The organism is Pseudomonas sp. IT-P294 (assembly GCF_949767865.1).
Taxonomy (GTDB): Bacteria; Pseudomonadota; Gammaproteobacteria; order Pseudomonadales; family Pseudomonadaceae; genus Aquipseudomonas.
The window spans coordinates 385,782-401,543 of record NZ_CATKQW010000033.1 but is presented as its reverse complement, the minus strand read 5'-3'; the positions used below and the strand labels follow the sequence as shown (position 1 = coordinate 401,543).

At 59.6% G+C, this 15,762-nt stretch carries 15 protein-coding genes; 12 read left to right on the top strand and 3 right to left on the bottom strand.

Going from position 1 to position 15,762, the window contains the following annotated elements; all coding sequences use genetic code 11:
* Positions 1–290: 290 nt before the first annotated feature.
* The 4 genes from ccoN to ccoP are packed head-to-tail and all read left to right on the top strand — an operon-like array spanning position 291 to position 3,512.
* On the top strand, positions 291–1,733 hold the full coding sequence (ccoN, locus tag ACM6I0_RS20860) for a cytochrome-c oxidase, cbb3-type subunit I (RefSeq protein WP_090182059.1): 1,443 nt from the start codon (positions 291–293) through the stop codon (positions 1,731–1,733).
* Entirely contained in the window at positions 1,733–2,341 is a 609-nt protein-coding gene (gene ccoO, locus ACM6I0_RS20855; RefSeq protein ID WP_054054085.1) for a cytochrome-c oxidase, cbb3-type subunit II, read from the top strand. The genes ccoN and ccoO overlap by 1 nt, the downstream gene beginning before the upstream one ends.
* A 5-nt stretch (positions 2,342–2,346) precedes the next feature.
* Positions 2,347–2,532: a CcoQ/FixQ family Cbb3-type cytochrome c oxidase assembly chaperone gene (locus ACM6I0_RS20850; protein ID WP_003175465.1), complete on the top strand. Its 186-nt coding sequence runs from the start codon at positions 2,347–2,349 to the stop codon at positions 2,530–2,532.
* Positions 2,529–3,512 carry a cytochrome-c oxidase, cbb3-type subunit III gene (gene ccoP / locus ACM6I0_RS20845; protein ID WP_222585440.1) on the top strand — a complete coding sequence of 328 codons (984 nt, stop codon included), beginning with the start codon at positions 2,529–2,531 and terminating at the stop codon, positions 3,510–3,512. The genes ACM6I0_RS20850 and ccoP overlap by 4 nt, the downstream gene beginning before the upstream one ends.
* 55 nt (positions 3,513–3,567) lie before the next feature.
* Here the strand turns inward: ccoP and ACM6I0_RS20840 are convergent, their stop codons facing one another.
* Positions 3,568–4,569: a metallophosphoesterase family protein gene (locus ACM6I0_RS20840; protein ID WP_414923145.1), complete on the bottom strand. Its 1,002-nt coding sequence runs from the start codon at positions 4,567–4,569 to the stop codon at positions 3,568–3,570.
* A 472-nt stretch (positions 4,570–5,041) separates the two neighbouring features.
* Here ACM6I0_RS20840 and ccoG point away from each other — a divergent pair, with 472 nt between their 5' ends.
* The 8 genes from ccoG (at position 5,042) to ACM6I0_RS20800 (ending at position 13,629) form a co-directional block, all read left to right on the top strand.
* Positions 5,042–6,457, top strand: coding sequence for a cytochrome c oxidase accessory protein CcoG (gene ccoG, locus ACM6I0_RS20835; RefSeq protein WP_222585438.1), 1,416 nt, complete (start codon positions 5,042–5,044; stop codon positions 6,455–6,457).
* 11 nt (positions 6,458–6,468) lie between these two features.
* Positions 6,469–7,008 carry a FixH family protein gene (locus ACM6I0_RS20830; protein WP_285432109.1) on the top strand — a complete coding sequence of 180 codons (540 nt, stop codon included), beginning with the start codon at positions 6,469–6,471 and terminating at the stop codon, positions 7,006–7,008.
* A 155-nt stretch (positions 7,009–7,163) separates the two neighbouring features.
* The gene (locus ACM6I0_RS20825) at positions 7,164–9,614 is read left to right on the top strand and encodes a heavy metal translocating P-type ATPase (protein ID WP_414923144.1); all 2,451 of its coding nucleotides are present in this window, start codon (positions 7,164–7,166) and stop codon (positions 9,612–9,614) included.
* 22 nt (positions 9,615–9,636) lie between these two features.
* The gene (gene ccoS / locus ACM6I0_RS20820; RefSeq protein ID WP_208672037.1) at positions 9,637–9,855 is read left to right on the top strand and encodes a cbb3-type cytochrome oxidase assembly protein CcoS; all 219 of its coding nucleotides are present in this window, start codon (positions 9,637–9,639) and stop codon (positions 9,853–9,855) included.
* Complete coding sequence (locus ACM6I0_RS20815) at positions 9,848–10,531, top strand: sulfite exporter TauE/SafE family protein (protein WP_414923143.1); 684 nt, start codon at positions 9,848–9,850, stop codon at positions 10,529–10,531. Before ccoS ends, ACM6I0_RS20815 begins: the two co-directional genes overlap by 8 nt.
* A 200-nt stretch (positions 10,532–10,731) precedes the next feature.
* Positions 10,732–12,114, top strand: coding sequence for an oxygen-independent coproporphyrinogen III oxidase (gene hemN / locus ACM6I0_RS20810; protein ID WP_285432186.1), 1,383 nt, complete (start codon positions 10,732–10,734; stop codon positions 12,112–12,114).
* Between the two features lie 153 nt (positions 12,115–12,267).
* Entirely contained in the window at positions 12,268–13,002 is a 735-nt protein-coding gene (gene fnr, locus ACM6I0_RS20805; protein WP_222585434.1) for a fumarate/nitrate reduction transcriptional regulator Fnr, read from the top strand.
* A 78-nt stretch (positions 13,003–13,080) separates the two neighbouring features.
* Positions 13,081–13,629, top strand: a complete 549-nt coding sequence (locus ACM6I0_RS20800) for an adenine phosphoribosyltransferase (RefSeq protein ID WP_090182043.1) — start codon at positions 13,081–13,083, stop codon at positions 13,627–13,629.
* Between the two features lie 135 nt (positions 13,630–13,764).
* Here ACM6I0_RS20800 and ACM6I0_RS20795 read toward each other — a convergent pair whose 3' ends face one another.
* Both ACM6I0_RS20795 and recR read right to left on the bottom strand, forming a co-directional pair.
* On the bottom strand, positions 13,765–14,913 hold the full coding sequence (locus ACM6I0_RS20795) for an acyl-CoA dehydrogenase family protein (protein ID WP_285432117.1): 1,149 nt from the start codon (positions 14,911–14,913) through the stop codon (positions 13,765–13,767).
* A gap of 183 nt (positions 14,914–15,096) precedes the next feature.
* Positions 15,097–15,699 (bottom strand): recombination mediator RecR, encoded by a 603-nt coding sequence (gene recR, locus ACM6I0_RS20790; protein ID WP_285432118.1) that lies wholly within the window; start codon positions 15,697–15,699, stop codon positions 15,097–15,099.
* Positions 15,700–15,762: the final 63 nt, after the last annotated feature.

Sequence of the window (15,762 nt, the reverse complement as noted above, 5' to 3'; positions counted from 1 at the left end):
AGGCCGCAAAGGCTGGTAGATACCGGCTGTCGTGCCAATCGCCGTCTGTCACCCGATCGTTGTGTTTGAACACACCCCGTTACAACTGACCTGACCCCCTCACACTTTTCGTTCGCTGCGACATTTTGTCCGGGGGCAATTTTGTCCTTACGCGGCGCATGGAAAGGCCGCAGAATCAGCTTTTGAAAGCATTGATCCAGGTCATGGCGCGTTGCAATGACCCCCTGCTTTCTCCATACTTGCGACCGATTTTTACTCCTAATAAAACACCCAAACCGTGGAACCTTAGAATGAGCACAGCAATCAGTCCGACTGCTTATAACTATAAGGTAGTCCGCCAGTTCGCCATCATGACGGTGGTCTGGGGGATCCTTGGCATGGGGCTTGGTGTCTTCATCGCCTCACAGCTCGTATGGCCGGAATTGAACTTCGGTCTGCCGTGGACGACTTTTGGACGCTTACGCCCGTTGCACACCAACCTGGTGATTTTCGCCTTCGGTGGTTGTGCACTGTTTGCCACTTCTTATTACGTCGTGCAGCGAACCTGCCAAACGCGACTGATTTCCGACAGTCTCGCCGCCTTCCACTTCTGGGGATGGCAAGCGGTGATCATCGGCGCCATCGTTACCTTGCCGCTGGGTTACACCACCACCAAGGAATACGCTGAGCTGGAATGGCCCCTGGCTATTTTGCTGGCCATCGTCTGGGTTGTTTACGGTCTGGTGTTCTTCGGCACCATCGTCAAGCGCAAGACCAAGCACATCTACGTCGGCAACTGGTTCTACGGTGCCTTCATCGTCGTGACGGCGATGCTGCACATCGTCAACCACATGTCGCTGCCGGTCAGCCTGTTCAAGTCCTACTCCGCCTATGCGGGTGCAACGGACGCGATGATCCAGTGGTGGTACGGCCATAACGCGGTCGGTTTCTTCCTGACCACCGGCTTCCTGGGGATGATGTACTACTTCGTTCCGAAGCAGGCCGAGCGTCCGATCTACTCCTATCGCCTGTCGATCGTGCACTTCTGGGCGCTGATCACCCTGTACATCTGGGCCGGTCCGCACCACCTGCACTACACCGCACTGCCGGACTGGGCTCAGTCCCTGGGCATGGCGATGTCGATCATTCTGCTGGCTCCAAGCTGGGGCGGCATGATCAACGGCATGATGACCCTGTCGGGCGCCTGGCATAAGCTGCGCACCGACCCGATCCTGCGCTTCCTGGTGGTATCGCTGGCGTTCTACGGCATGTCGACCTTCGAAGGCCCGATGATGGCCATCAAGACCGTGAACTCGCTGTCGCACTACACCGACTGGACCATCGGCCACGTACACGCCGGTGCTCTTGGCTGGGTAGCGATGATCTCGATCGGCGCCATCTACCACATGATCCCGAAACTGTTCGGTCGCGCGCAGATGCACAGCATCGGCCTGATCAACACACACTTCTGGCTCGCAACCATCGGTACCGTTCTGTACATCGCCTCGATGTGGGTCAACGGCATCACCCAGGGCCTGATGTGGCGTGCAATCAACGACGACGGCACCCTCACCTACTCGTTCGTCGAAGCCCTGCAAGCCAGCCACCCTGGCTACATCGTTCGCGCCCTGGGCGGTGCGTTCTTCGCCAGCGGCATGCTGTTCATGGCTTACAACGTATGGCGTACCGTACGTGCCTCGAACCCGGCAGAAGCCAAAGCCGCTGAACAGATTGCTGTAGTTGGAGCTCACTGATGAAGCATGAAGCAGTCGAGAAGAACATTGGCCTGCTGGCCTTCTTCATGGTTATCGCCGTCAGCATCGGCGGCCTGACCCAGATCGTTCCGCTGTTTTTCCAGGACGTCACCAACAAGCCGGTCGAAGGCATGAAGCCTCGCCCTGCGCTTGAAGTCGAAGGACGCGACGTGTTCATCGCCAACGGTTGTGTCGGCTGCCACTCGCAGATGATCCGCCCGTTCCGTGCTGAAACCGAACGTTACGGCCACTACTCGGTCGCCGGTGAAAGCGTCTGGGACCACCCGTTCCTGTGGGGTTCCAAGCGTACCGGTCCGGACCTGGCCCGCGTCGGCGGTCGTTACTCCGATGACTGGCAGCGTGCGCACTTGTACAACCCGCGCAACGTAGTGCCTGAGTCGAAAATGCCGGCCTACCCGTTCCTCGTGGAAAACAAGCTCGACGGCAAAGACACCGCCAAGAAACTGGAAGTCTTGCGCACGCTCGGCGTCCCTTACACCGACGAAGACATCGCCGGCGCCAAGGATGCTGTGAAGGGCAAAACCGAAATGGACGCGCTGGTGGCCTATCTGCAAGGCCTGGGCACCATCATCAAAAGCAAACGGTGATTTAGATGGATATCGGGATGATTCGTGGCCTGGGCACCGTTGTTGTGATGGTGGCCTTCATCGGTCTGGCGTTGTGGGTATTCAGCCCCAAGCGCAAGTCGGAGTTTGAAGACGCGACCTTGCTGCCTTTCGCGGATGATCCCGAAGCCATCAAGCACGTCGAGCAAGCTTCTAGGAGTAACAAAGAATGACTACGTTCTGGAGTCTGTACGTCACAGTCCTCAGTCTCGGCACCATCTTCGCCCTGACCTGGCTGCTGCTGTCCACCCGCAAGGGCCAGCGCAGCGAAGCCACCGAAGAAACGGTTGGCCACTCCTTCGACGGGATCGAGGAGTACGACAACCCACTGCCAAAATGGTGGTTCATGCTGTTCGTGGGCACCATCATCTTCGCCCTGGGCTACCTGGTGCTGTACCCGGGCCTGGGCAACTGGAAAGGCCTGCTGCCAGGTTACAACTACCTGGATAACGAGAAGCAGACCGCGTTCGCCAACGGCCAGTCCGGCTGGACCGGCGTTCACGAGTGGGAAAAGGAAATGGCCAAGTCGGACGCCAGGTTCGGTCCGATCTTCGCCAAGTTCGCTTCCATGCCAATCGAAGAAGTGGCCAAGGACCCGCAAGCCCTGAAGATGGGTGGCCGTCTGTTCGCCTCCAACTGCTCGGTCTGCCACGGTTCCGACGCCAAGGGCGCCTATGGCTTCCCGAACCTGACCGACGCCGACTGGCGCTGGGGCGGCGAGCCGCAAACCATCAAGACCACCATCATGGGCGGCCGTCATGCGGTCATGCCAGCGTGGGCTGACGTGATCGGCGAGCAAGGCGTTGCGGACGTTGCTTCGTTCGTACTGACCAACCTCGATGGCCGCAAGCTGCCGGAAGGCACCAAGGCTGACCCGGTTGCCGGCCAGAAGCTGTTCGCCGCCAACTGCGTGGCTTGCCACGGTCCGGAAGGCAAAGGTACGCCAGCGATGGGCGCACCTAACCTGACCCACCCGGCAGCGTTCATCTACGGTTCGAGCTTCGCTCAACTGCAGCAGACCATCCGTTACGGCCGTCAGGGCCAGATGCCTGCGCAAGAACTGCTGCAAGGCAACGACAAGGTTCACCTGCTGGCCGCTTACGTCTACAGCCTTTCTCACGGTGAGAAGGCTCCGGCGGCAGATGCTCAGTAAGGCTAATGCTTGATGCAATAAAAAGGGCCCCGCCAGTGATCTGGCGGGGCCTTTTTTATGGGCGACTGGCCCAGATCGATTTCACCGGTACCGTATCCAGCAGCTTTCGGGTCTGCCACTGGTTGTTCGTCACAAGGTTGATGTGCAATTGCTTGCGATCATCCGAGAAGCTGGCAATCAGGTAGGTTTGCTGGGAACTGGCGCCGCTGAGGTACATTGGCACGCCATTCACTTCATAGGCATCGCCACCATTTTGATGGTAATGACCGGCAAAAATGGCAGTGACCTCATACTTCCTGATCATTTGGTGGAAACGCCTCACTTGCTCACTGTTCCCCATCATTTCCTCCGGCTTGTGCATGTTGATAATGATGGCGTAGCCCTGAATCCGAGCGTGTCTCAAATCGATTTCAAGCCAATCGAGGGTACTGTTGATATCGAAGGTCGTCGGGTTTAACGCGTGAGAAATCCTGGTCGCATAGGTCGGTTCATTATTGAGTTGCACCATATGGACGTCACCGATGTTCTTGGAATAGGCGAGGCTGCCCGAATACTGTCGGCTAATGAAACTGCCCGTAATGTTCAGATCAAAGTTATCAACCTTGCCTTCATGGTGTTCTTTGAACTCCACGATACTGCCGGCCGCGCAACTATTGCTGAAGCAATCATCCACGTTATTCTCATAATCGTGATTACCCAACCCATACAGATAATCGTCCTTGAAGTATTTTTTCAATACCGAGTTCATGTAAGAGCGCTGCCAGCCGTGACCGAAAGCGGTGATATCACCATTGATCATCAGCGGCACATGGGATTGCGCATTGTTTTTCCGAAAGTCGGCAATACTCGCAAACTGGGTCTCTACCAGCCATTTTGAACGGCTATTGAAATCCGCTTCTGACTCCGGCTCTCTGCGGTCGAGCTTATCGGTCCACGGGTATTGCGTATCCGAAGCGAAGATCATGTGATGTGGAGCACCCTCCACTGAATAGGCAAAAGGCATCGTAGACAACAGGCACAAGCCCAGCACAAACTGCTTAACTTTCTTGGCAATCATGAAATTCCGTTTCCATTAGTATTAAATAAAGTGCGATCAAAGCCGCACCGCACTAACTTAATGAAAACGAACAAAAACCTCAAACAACTAACCAGAACCAATTAAATAAATATATTTCCGTAACCCGCAACTAATACAGAAGAACAACTTCGCCGAACTTTCTTTTTGCAGTTTATATTCAGCGCGTGGTGAGCCCCACCAGGAAGCCGCTGCGGCAATCCCTTCGGTGATCGGCATGTCGGGCGGCCACGAATCGCATCACCTCCCAATCTGAATCTCGAAAAACCGTCCATAATTCATAAGTCAATTGATTCAAGTCATTACACCGTCAGTTGATTTCTACCAACGTGACCAAAGGTCGCACCCTTGAGGTAGAGCTACAGGCGTATCATTGCGCCACTGCTACACCCCTTTTCGACCGCGGTCGGCATGCACTGACCGAGGCATTTTTCCACTGCCGTGGGATGCAATGATGAGCAATCAGATTCCGGTACACGACGTCACACCGCCTGCCAAAAACGCGAACAACAGCGTCGACCTCTACGCCTCCCGAGAAAAGATCTACACCCGAGCCTTCACCGGCCTGTTCCGCAATTTGCGAATGATGGGTGGGGCCTTTCTGTTCCTGTTGTATTTCGGCACGGTCTGGCTGAACTGGGGCGGTCATCAAGCCGTGTGGTGGAACCTGCCGGAACGTAAATTCTTCATTTTTGGCGCCACCTTCTGGCCCCAGGACTTCATCCTGCTTTCCGGCATCTTGATTGTCAGCGCCTTTGGCCTGTTCTTCATTACCGTGTACGCCGGCCGGGTCTGGTGCGGCTATACCTGTCCGCAAAGCGTCTGGACGTGGATTTTCATGTGGTGCGAAAAGGTCACAGAAGGCGACCGCAACCAGCGCATCAAGCTCGACAAGGCGCCGATGAGCGCCAACAAATTCCTGCGCAAACTCAGCAAGCACTCGATGTGGCTGTTGATCGGCTTCGTGACCGGCATGACCTTCGTCGGTTACTTCTCGCCCATTCGCGAACTGACCATCGATTTCTTCACCGGCGAAGCGGATGGCTGGTCGTATTTCTGGGTTGCGTTCTTCACCCTCGCCACCTACGGCAACGCCGGCTGGCTGCGCGAGCAAGTGTGCATTTACATGTGCCCCTATGCGCGCTTCCAGAGTGTGATGTTCGACAAGGACACGCTGATCGTTTCCTACGATCCACGTCGCGGCGAAAGCCGTGGCCCGCGCAAGAAAGGCATCGACTACAAGGCCCAGGGTCTTGGCGACTGCATCGATTGCACCATGTGCGTGCAGGTTTGCCCGACCGGGATCGACATCCGCGATGGCCTGCAGATTGAGTGCATCGGCTGCGCCGCCTGCATCGATGCCTGCGACAGCATCATGGACAAAATGGAGTACCCACGCGGTTTGATCAGCTACACCACCGAACATAACCTGTCCGGGCAAAAAACCCATAAACTGCGCCCGCGCCTGATCGGCTACGCCTTGGTGCTGCTGACCATGATGGGCTTGCTGGCCGGCGCGTTCTTCATGCGTTCGCTGGTCGGTTTCGACGTCAGCAAGGACCGCGTGCTGTACCGCGAGAACGCCGAAGGCCGGATCGAAAACGTCTACAGCCTGAAGATCATGAACAAAGACCAGCGTGACCACACCTACGTGCTGGAAGCCTCTGGTTTGCCGGACCTGAAGCTGCAAGGCAAGCGTGAAATCAAAGTCGCCGCCGGGGAGATTTTCAGCCAGCCCGTGGAATTGTCCATGGCACCGGAGAAACTGCCGTCGAGCACCAACGAGGTCAAATTCACCCTCAAGGATGCCGACGACAACAGTGTCCACGTTGAAGCCAAGAGCCGATTCATCGGCCCACAAATTCGTTGAGAGAAGTGATCATGCCCGCAGCAAATGCCGCAAGCCCTTGGTACAAGCATCTTTGGCCATGGATCATCATTGCCATCCTGGCGTGCTCCGTGACCCTGACCTTGTCCATGGTGACGATCGCGGTGAACAATCCCGACAACCTGGTCAATGACAACTACTACGAGGCGGGCAAAGGCATCAACCGCTCCCTGGACCGCGAGCTGCTGGCCCAGACCCTGTTGCTGCGTGCCAGCGTGCATCTGGACGACGTGACGGGCGAAGTCGACTTGCGCCTGAGCGGCAACAGCCAACCCAAAACCCTTCAACTGAACCTGATCTCACCGACCCAACCCGAGAAGGATCGCAAGATCACCCTCGCCCGCAGCGAAACCGAACAAGGTCGCTACATCGGCCAGCTGAGTGACAAGATTGAAGGTCGTCGCTTTGTTGAATTGCTGGGTGTGCAGGACGACAAGACCTGGCGTCTGTTCGAGGAAGAACAGGTCAGCCATGACAAAGACCTGATGCTGGGCGACGAGCCGCTGCAGGGCGCCGAAGACCTGAAGAAGTAAAAAGCCTGCGCATTGCGAATCGCGGGCAAGCCCGCTCCCACAGGGTTTTGCATTGATCGCAAAATCGAGTAACACCGCCAGTCCTGTGGGAGCGGGCTTGCCCGCGAAGAGGCCCTATCCGACGACATAGACTCTGCGGCACCAGTGAAAATCCAATGACCACCCCACTCCCCTGCTACCACTGCGCCCTGCCCGTCCCGACCGGCAGCCGCTTCACCGCCGTGGTCCTCGGTGAAACCCGCGAGTTCTGCTGCCCGGGCTGCCAGGCCGTGGCTGAAGCCATCGTCGCCGGCGGTCTGGAAAGCTATTACCAGCATCGCAGCGAATCCTCGGCCAACCCCGAAGCCTTGCCCGTGCAGTTGGTGGATGAGCTGGCACTGTACGACCGCGCCGACGTGCAACAACCGTTCGTGCGCCACGATGGCGAACTCGCCGAAACCACCTTGCTGATGGAGGGCATCAGTTGCGCCGCCTGCGGCTGGCTGATCGAGAAACACCTGCGCGGCTTGCCGGCGGTAGCCGAGGCGCGGCTGAACCTGTCCAATCATCGCCTGCATGTACGCTGGGCCGACGCGCAATTGCCACTGAGCCAGGTGCTCAGCGAGTTGCGCCACATCGGCTACGCCGCCCATCCCTATCAAGCCGACCGCGCCAGTGAGCAACTGGCCGCCGAAAATCGCCTGGCCCTGCGCCAACTCGGCGTGGCCGGCCTGCTGTGGTTCCAGGCGATGATGGCGACCATGGCCACCTGGCCCGAATTCAACATCGACTTGAGCCCCGAGCTGCACACCATCCTGCGCTGGGTTGCGCTGTTCCTCACGACGCCGATCGTGTTCTACAGCTGCGCGCCCTTTTTCAAAGGTGCCCTGCGCGACCTGCGCACCCGTCACCTGACCATGGATGTTTCGGTGTCATTGGCAATCGGTAGCGCCTACATCGCCGGGATCTGGACCTCGATCAGCGGTGTCGGCGAGTTGTATTTCGATGCGGTGGGCATGTTCGCGCTGTTCCTGCTGGCCGGACGTTACCTGGAGCGTCGCGCCCGGGAGCGCACCGCCGCCGCTACCGCGCAACTGGTCAACCTGCTGCCCGCCTCGTGCCTGCGCTTGAGCACTGATGGCCAGAGCGAGCGAATCCTGCTCAGCGAACTGCGCGTCGGCGATCAGGTGCTGGTACACCCCGGCGCGATTCTGCCGGCGGACGGCAAGATCCTCGATGGCCAGTCAAGCATCGACGAATCGCTGCTGACCGGCGAATACCTGCCGCAACCTCGAACGCTGGGCGATGCCGTCACCGCCGGCACGCTCAATGTCGAAGGCGCGCTGACCGTGCAAGTCCTCGCGCTCGGCCAAGACACGCGGTTGTCGGCCATCGTCCGCCTGCTGGACCGCGCCCAGGCCGAGAAGCCGCGCCTGGCGGAAATCGCCGACCGCGCCGCGCAATGGTTTTTGCTGCTGACCCTGATTGCGGTCGTGGCCATCGGCTTGCTCTGGTGGGAACTTGATTCATCCCGCGCCTTCTGGATTGTCCTGGCGATGCTGGTTGCGACGTGTCCGTGCGCCTTGTCGCTGGCCACACCGACCGCCCTCACGGCCGCCACCGGCACCCTGCATAAACTGGGTTTACTGTTGACGCGCGGTCATGTGCTCGAAGGCCTGAACCAGATCGACACGGTGATTTTCGACAAGACCGGCACACTGACCGAAGGACGCCTGGCGTTGCGCTCGATCCGTCCGCTTGGCGAACTCGGCAGCGATCAATGCCTGAGCCTGGCCGCCGCGCTGGAAAACCGCTCCGAACACCCGATCGCCCGCGCCTTTGGCCGCGCGCCGCTGGCCGCCGAAGAAGTCCACAGCACACCGGGGCTGGGCCTTGAAGGGTTGGTCGGCGCGCAACGCTTGCGCATCGGTCAACCAGGCTTCGTCTGTGAGCTCAGTGGCGCGCCCGTGCCGTCGATGCCGAAGGAAGCGGGCCAATGGCTGCTGCTCGGCGACAGCCAGGGACCGCTGGCCTGGTTTGTGCTCGACGACCGCCTGCGCGCCGACGCCCAAACGCTGGTTGACGCCTGCAAGGCCCGTGGCTGGCGCACACTGCTGCTGTCGGGCGACACCTCGCCGATGGTCGTCAGCGTCGCCGCCGAACTGGGCATCGATGAAGCCCGGGGCGGCTTGCGCCCGGATGACAAATTGCAGGTCCTGCAACAGCTGCACAAGGAAGGCCGCAAGGTGTTGATGCTCGGTGACGGGGTCAACGACGTGCCGGTGTTGGCCGCCGCCGATATCAGCGTGGCGATGGGCTCGGCCACCGACCTGGCGAAAACCAGTGCCGATGCGGTCCTGCTCTCGAACCGCCTCGAGGCGCTGGTGCAAGCCTTCAGCCTGGCGCGGCGCACCCGCCGGGTAATCATCGAGAACCTGTTGTGGGCCGGGCTGTACAATGGCCTCATGTTGCCGTTCGCCGCCCTCGGCTGGATCACGCCGATATGGGCCGCGGTCGGCATGTCCATCAGTTCGTTGACCGTGGTGCTCAATGCCCTGCGCCTGACTCGCCTGCCGAGCGCGCCTGCCAGCCGTACCACGCCAGAAACCCGTCCGCTGCCGGCCTGAGCCGCGCGGGCATGGAGTCCAGATGCCAGCTCTCTACGTGATGATCCCGGCCGCGCTGCTGATCGTGGCCATCGCCGTTTACATCTTCTTCTGGGCGGTCGACAGCGGTCAGTACGACGACCTCGACGGCCCGGCCCACAGCATTCTGTTCGACGACCAGGACCCGAACCACAAGGCCGCGGTCGACGAAGCCAGCGGTCATCCGGTCAAACCGGACGACAAGGCCCCTCCGCATGCTTGAGTTGGCGCCGCTGTTAGTGTCTGCGGTGATTCTCGGCCTGCTCGGTGGCGGGCACTGCCTGGGAATGTGCGGCGGCTTGATGGGCGCGCTGACCCTGGCGATTCCCAAGGAGCAACGCAGCCGCCGCTTTCGGCTGCTGCTGGCCTATAACCTGGGACGAATTCTCAGCTATGCCACCGCCGGACTCTTGATCGGTTTGGCAGGCTGGGCCGTGGCCAACAGCCCGGCGGCCATGTTCATGCGGGTAATCGCCGGTTTGCTGCTGATCGCCATGGGCTTGTACCTCGCCGGATGGTGGAGCGGCCTGACCCGCATCGAAAGCCTCGGTCGCGGCCTGTGGCGGCATATCCAGCCGGTCGCCAACAAACTGCTGCCCGTGTCGAGCCTGCCACGTGCTTTGCTGCTGGGCGCGCTGTGGGGCTGGCTGCCGTGCGGTCTGGTTTACAGCACCTTGCTGTGGTCGGCGAGTCAGGGCAATGCGCTGGACAGTGCGCTGTTGATGCTGGCCTTCGGCCTGGGCACCTGGCCGGTGCTGCTTGCCACAGGCCTGGCGGCTGAGCGCGTCACGGCGTTGTTGCGCAAACGCAGTGTGCGGATGACAGGCGGGGTGCTGGTGATCCTGTTCGGCCTCTGGACCTTGCCAGGGCCGCATCAGCATTGGTTGATGGGGCATTAGATCGGCGGCGCCCCCATCGCGAGCAAGCTCGCTCCCACAGGGATTTACAGTGTTCACAAAACCTGTGGGAGCGAGCTTGCTCGCGATGAGGCCCTCACTAACAACACAAATCCTGACCGTTGATGCAAATCAAGATGCCCCACCGCCCCGCCCCCTAGACTCGCTGACACTGCCAGCCTATCCGGGGGAATGCCCGCATGATGCTCGACGCCATTCGTTGGGACACTGATCTGATCCGCCGTTACGACCTGGCGGGACCGCGCTACACCTCTTACCCGACCGCCATGCAATTCGACGGACAGGTCGGCACCTTTGACCTGTTTCATGCCCTGCGTGACAGCCGCAAGGCGCTGCGCCCGCTGTCGCTGTATGTGCATGTGCCGTTCTGCGCGAACATTTGCTACTACTGCGCCTGCAACAAAGTCATCACCAAGGACCGTGGCCGCGCCCTGCCCTACTTGCAGCGCCTGGAGCAGGAAATCCAGCTGATCGCCTGCCACCTCGACCCCACGCAAAAGGTTGAGCAACTGCACTTCGGCGGCGGCACCCCGACTTTTCTCAGCCACGATGAACTGCGCCAGTTGATGGCCCAGTTGCGCAAACACTTCAACTTGCTGGACGACGATTCTGGCGATTACGGCATAGAGATTGACCCGCGCGAAGCGGATTGGTCGACCATGGGCCTGCTCCGCGAGCTGGGCTTCAACCGGGTCAGCATTGGCCTGCAAGACCTCGACCCGGCCGTGCAACGGGCAGTCAATCGCCTGCAAAGCCTGGAAGAAACCCGCGCGGTGATCGATGCCGCCCGAACCCTGCAGTTTCGCTCGATCAACATTGACCTGATCTACGGCTTGCCGAAACAGACGCCGGAGAACTTCGCGCGCACTGTCGACGAAGTCATCGCGCTGCAACCGGACCGGCTCTCGGTATTCAACTACGCGCACCTGCCGGAACGCTTCTTGCCACAACGGCGGATCAACAGCAACGAGCTGCCGACTCCGGCGCAAAAACTGGAAATGCTCCAGCACACCATCGAGCAGCTAACCGCTGCCGGTTACCGCTACATCGGCATGGACCACTTCGCGTTACCCGACGATGAGTTGGCGATTGCCCAGGAAGAATCGACCCTGCAGCGCAATTTCCAGGGCTACACCACCCATGGTCATTGCGATCTGATCGGGTTGGGCGTGTCGGCCATCAGTCAGATCGGCGACCTTTACTGCCAGAACAACAGCGACCTGAACCAGTACCAGAACGCTCTCGCCAGCGCTCAACTGGCGACCAGCCGTGGCCTGGTGTGCAACGCCGATGATCGCGTGCGGCGGGCGGTGATTCAGCAGTTGATATGCACGTTCAACCTGGAGTTTTCGGCGATAGAGCAGGCGTTCAACATCGATTTTCGTGGCTACTTCGGGGAATTGTGGCCGCAGCTCCAGACCCTGGCTGATGACGGCTTGATCACACTCGACAACGAGCGGATCACCGTACTGCCCGCCGGACGTCTGCTGGTGCGATCGGTGTGCATGGTGTTCGATGCCTATCTGCAACAGCACAATAACCAGCGGTTTTCCCGGGTGATCTAGCGCTCCATCGGTATCGGCAGTCATCAAGCCGGCATTGAGTGTCGGCAGAGCGCCCCTTCGTCGACAAGCGACAAAACCGCGCAGGCTGGCTTGATTGTCCTCCCGTGAGTTACCCTTACGGCTTATGTGTGTTTTCCCACAAGGATTGAAGAAATGTCCGAGCCAGTAAAACTGCGTGCTCATAGCCAGGCCCATTGCAAGGACTGCAGTCTGGCCCCGCTTTGTCTGCCGCTGTCGTTGAATCTGGAAGACATGGACTCGCTGGACGAAATCGTCAAACGGGGCCGCCCGCTTAAAAAAGGCGAATTTCTGTTCCGCCAGGGCGACACCTTCGACTCCGTTTATGCCGTTCGCTCCGGTGCCCTCAAGACCTTCAGTCTGAGCGATGGCGGTGAAGAACAACTCACCGGTTTCCACCTGCCTAGCGAATTGGTCGGCCTGTCGGGCATGGACACCGAAAAGCACCCGGTGTCGGCGCAAGCCCTGGAAACCACTTCGGTGTGTGAAATCCCCTTCGAACGTCTCGATGAACTGGCCCTGCAACTGCCGCAACTGCGCCGGCAACTGATGCGCGTGATGAGCCGCGAGATTCGTGACGATCAACAGATGATGTTGCTGCTATCGAAGAAAACCGCCGACGAGCGCATCGCCACGTTCCTGGTCAACCTCTCGGCACGTTTCCGCGCTCGGGGCTTCTCGGCCAACCAGTTCCGCTTGAGCATGTCGCGCAACGAAATCGGTAATTACCTGGGTCTGGCCGTGGAGACCGTGTCCCGCGTGTTCACACGCTTTCAGCAGAACGAACTGATCGCCGCCGAAGGCAAGGAAATCCATATCCTGGACCCGATCCAGCTCTGTGCACTGGCCGGTGGCTCGCTCGAAGGCTGATGGTAACGAATGCGGCTGAGCGAAACGGTTCAGCCGCCGTTATACTGCGACGTTTGCAGCCTGCCAGGATTCTTCGCTATGGCCTTCGACGCCTTCGACATCAAATCCCTCATCCGCCCAGTGATCGACTTCCCGAAGCCGGGGGTGATCTTTCGCGACATCACACCATTGTTCCAGTCCCCTACGGCCCTGCGCGTGGTGATGGACAGCTTCGCCCACCGTTACGTTGAGGCGGATTTCACCCATATCGGCGCGATGGATGCTCGCGGTTTCTTGATCGGTTCAGTACTGGCCTATCAACTGAACAAGCCGCTGGTGCTGTTTCGCAAGCAGGGCAAACTGCCGGCCGACGTGCTGGCTGAAGGTTATGCCACCGAATACGGCGAAGCGTTCCTCGAAGTGCATGCCGACAGCTTGTGCGAAGGCGATTCTGTGGTGATGTTCGATGACCTGATCGCGACCGGCGGCACGCTGATCGCCGCGACGAACCTGATTCGACGCATGGGCGCGCGGGTTCATGAAGCGGCGGCAATTATCGATTTGCCGGAGTTGGGTGGGTCGAAACGGCTGCAAGAGATGGGGATTCCTACGTTCTGCCTGACGCAGTTTGCGTTGAGCGAGAAGTAAGGCTGCGTTATCACTGACGCCTTCGCGGGCAAGCCCGCTCCCACAGTGATCTACGCCGTACACAAGATGTGTATCTGACGATAATCCTGTGGGAGCGGGCTTGCCCGCGATGGCGTCAGCCGCTACACCACCGAATTAAAGCCCCATCTGCTTGCTGATGATCTCGTTCATCACTTCCCGCGTCCCGCCGCCAATCGACAGAATCCGGTTATCCCGGTACAGCCGCTCCACCAGGCTCTCGCGCATATAACCCAGGCCCCCAAGAATCTGCACCGCATCCGTGGTAATCCGGTCAGCCGTGTCGGTCGCAAAGTTCTTGGCCATCGAAATCTCCTTGATCACGCTCTGCCCCGCCGCCATTTTCGCCGCCTGACGATAAGTGAACTCCCGCGACACCTCCAATGCCGTGGCCATTTCCGCGAGGCGGTGTTTAAGCACCTGGAACTTGCCGATCGGCTTGCCGAAAGCTTCGCGCTGACGCGCCCATTTCAGGCTTTCTTCCAGGGCCAACTGCGCGGTCATGTTGGCCATGAGCGCCAGGGCCAGACGCTCACTCTGGAAGTTGCCCATGATGCAGGCGAATCCCATGTTCTCGGCACCGATCAAATGGCCCGCCGGCACCCTGCAATCATCGAAGAAAAGTTCGGCGGTGTCCGATGCCCACCACCCCATCTTCTTCAACTGGCGACCGACCGTGAATCCGGGCGTGCCTTTTTCGATCAGCAGCAGGCTGATGCCGCCGAAACCTGGGTCACCCGTGCGCACCGCAACCGTGTAGAAATCGGCGCGGACGCCGCTGGTGATAAAGGTTTTGCTGCCGTTGACCCGGTAGAAATCACCGTCACGCACGGCGCGGGTTTGCAGGTTGGCGACGTCGGAGCCGCCGCTGGGTTCGGTGACTGCCAGGGCGCTGATTTTCTCACCAGACAGCACGTGCGGCACCACGCGGTCGCGGACTTCGGGCCTGGCCCACTTGAGGATGGGTGGCAAGCCGATGTCCAGCGAACCGAGACCCGCCACCAGACCGCCAGAGCCACAACGCATCAACTCTTCGCTGGCCGCGATCTTGGCGAACAGGTCGCCTTCGTGACTGCCGCCCAGGGATTCGGGGTAACCGATCCCCAAAATGCCCGCTGCGCCGGCTTTGAGGTAGAGCTCGCGGGGAAAGCTTTCAGCCTCTTCCCACTGGTCGATGTCCGGAAGAATCTCGCGTTCGACGAAACGTCTGACGCTGTCGCGGACCAATTGGTGACTGGGGTCGAAGTATTCCTCAAAGGCAGGCATCGGCGAGCTCCACTGAAGGTTCAGCGAAGTTAACCGAGCGCTTGCTTGGTTTTCAAGAGAATTGTGTGAATCAGGTCGACCGAGGCGCCTGTATCGCGGGCAAGCCTGCTCCCACATTGGATTTACGGTGCATACAAAACCCCTGTGGGAGCGAGCTTGCTCGCGATGGGGCCCAATCAGCCACTACAAGGCGATCGGTTTGCGCCCGGCGAATGAATGCGCCAACGTCCCGCCATCCACCAACTCCAGCTCGCCGCCCAACGGCACGCCATGGGCGATGCGCGAGGCGATCAAGCCTTTATTGCTCAGCAACTGCGCGATGTAATGCGCCGTCGCTTCACCTTCCACGGTCGGGTTGGTGGCAAGAATGACTTCGGTAAACGTGCCCGCCTCCTCGATGCGCGTCAGCAATTGCGGAATACCGATGGCCTCAGGCCCCAGGCCATCAAGTGGCGACAGATGGCCCTTGAGCACAAAGTAGCGACCACGGAAACCGGTCTGCTCCACCGCGTAGACATCCATCGGTCCTTCCACCACGCACAGCAAAGTGTCGTCGCGACGGGTGTCTGCGCATTGCGGACAAAGGTCATCTTCGGTCAGCGTGCGGCACAACCGGCAATGCCCCACCCCTTCCATGGCCTGGCTCAAAGCCTGGGCCAATCGCAAACCACCGCTGCGATCACGCTCGAGCAGTTGCAGCGCCATGCGCTGGGCGGTTTTCTGACCTACACCCGGCAAAGTCCGCAGGGCGTCGATCAGTTGGCGAATCAAAGGGCTGAAGCTCATGGGGAAACGTCCGACATAACAACGAGACGCGGTTTATACCCGCGCCTCTCTTTAGCGTCAAAT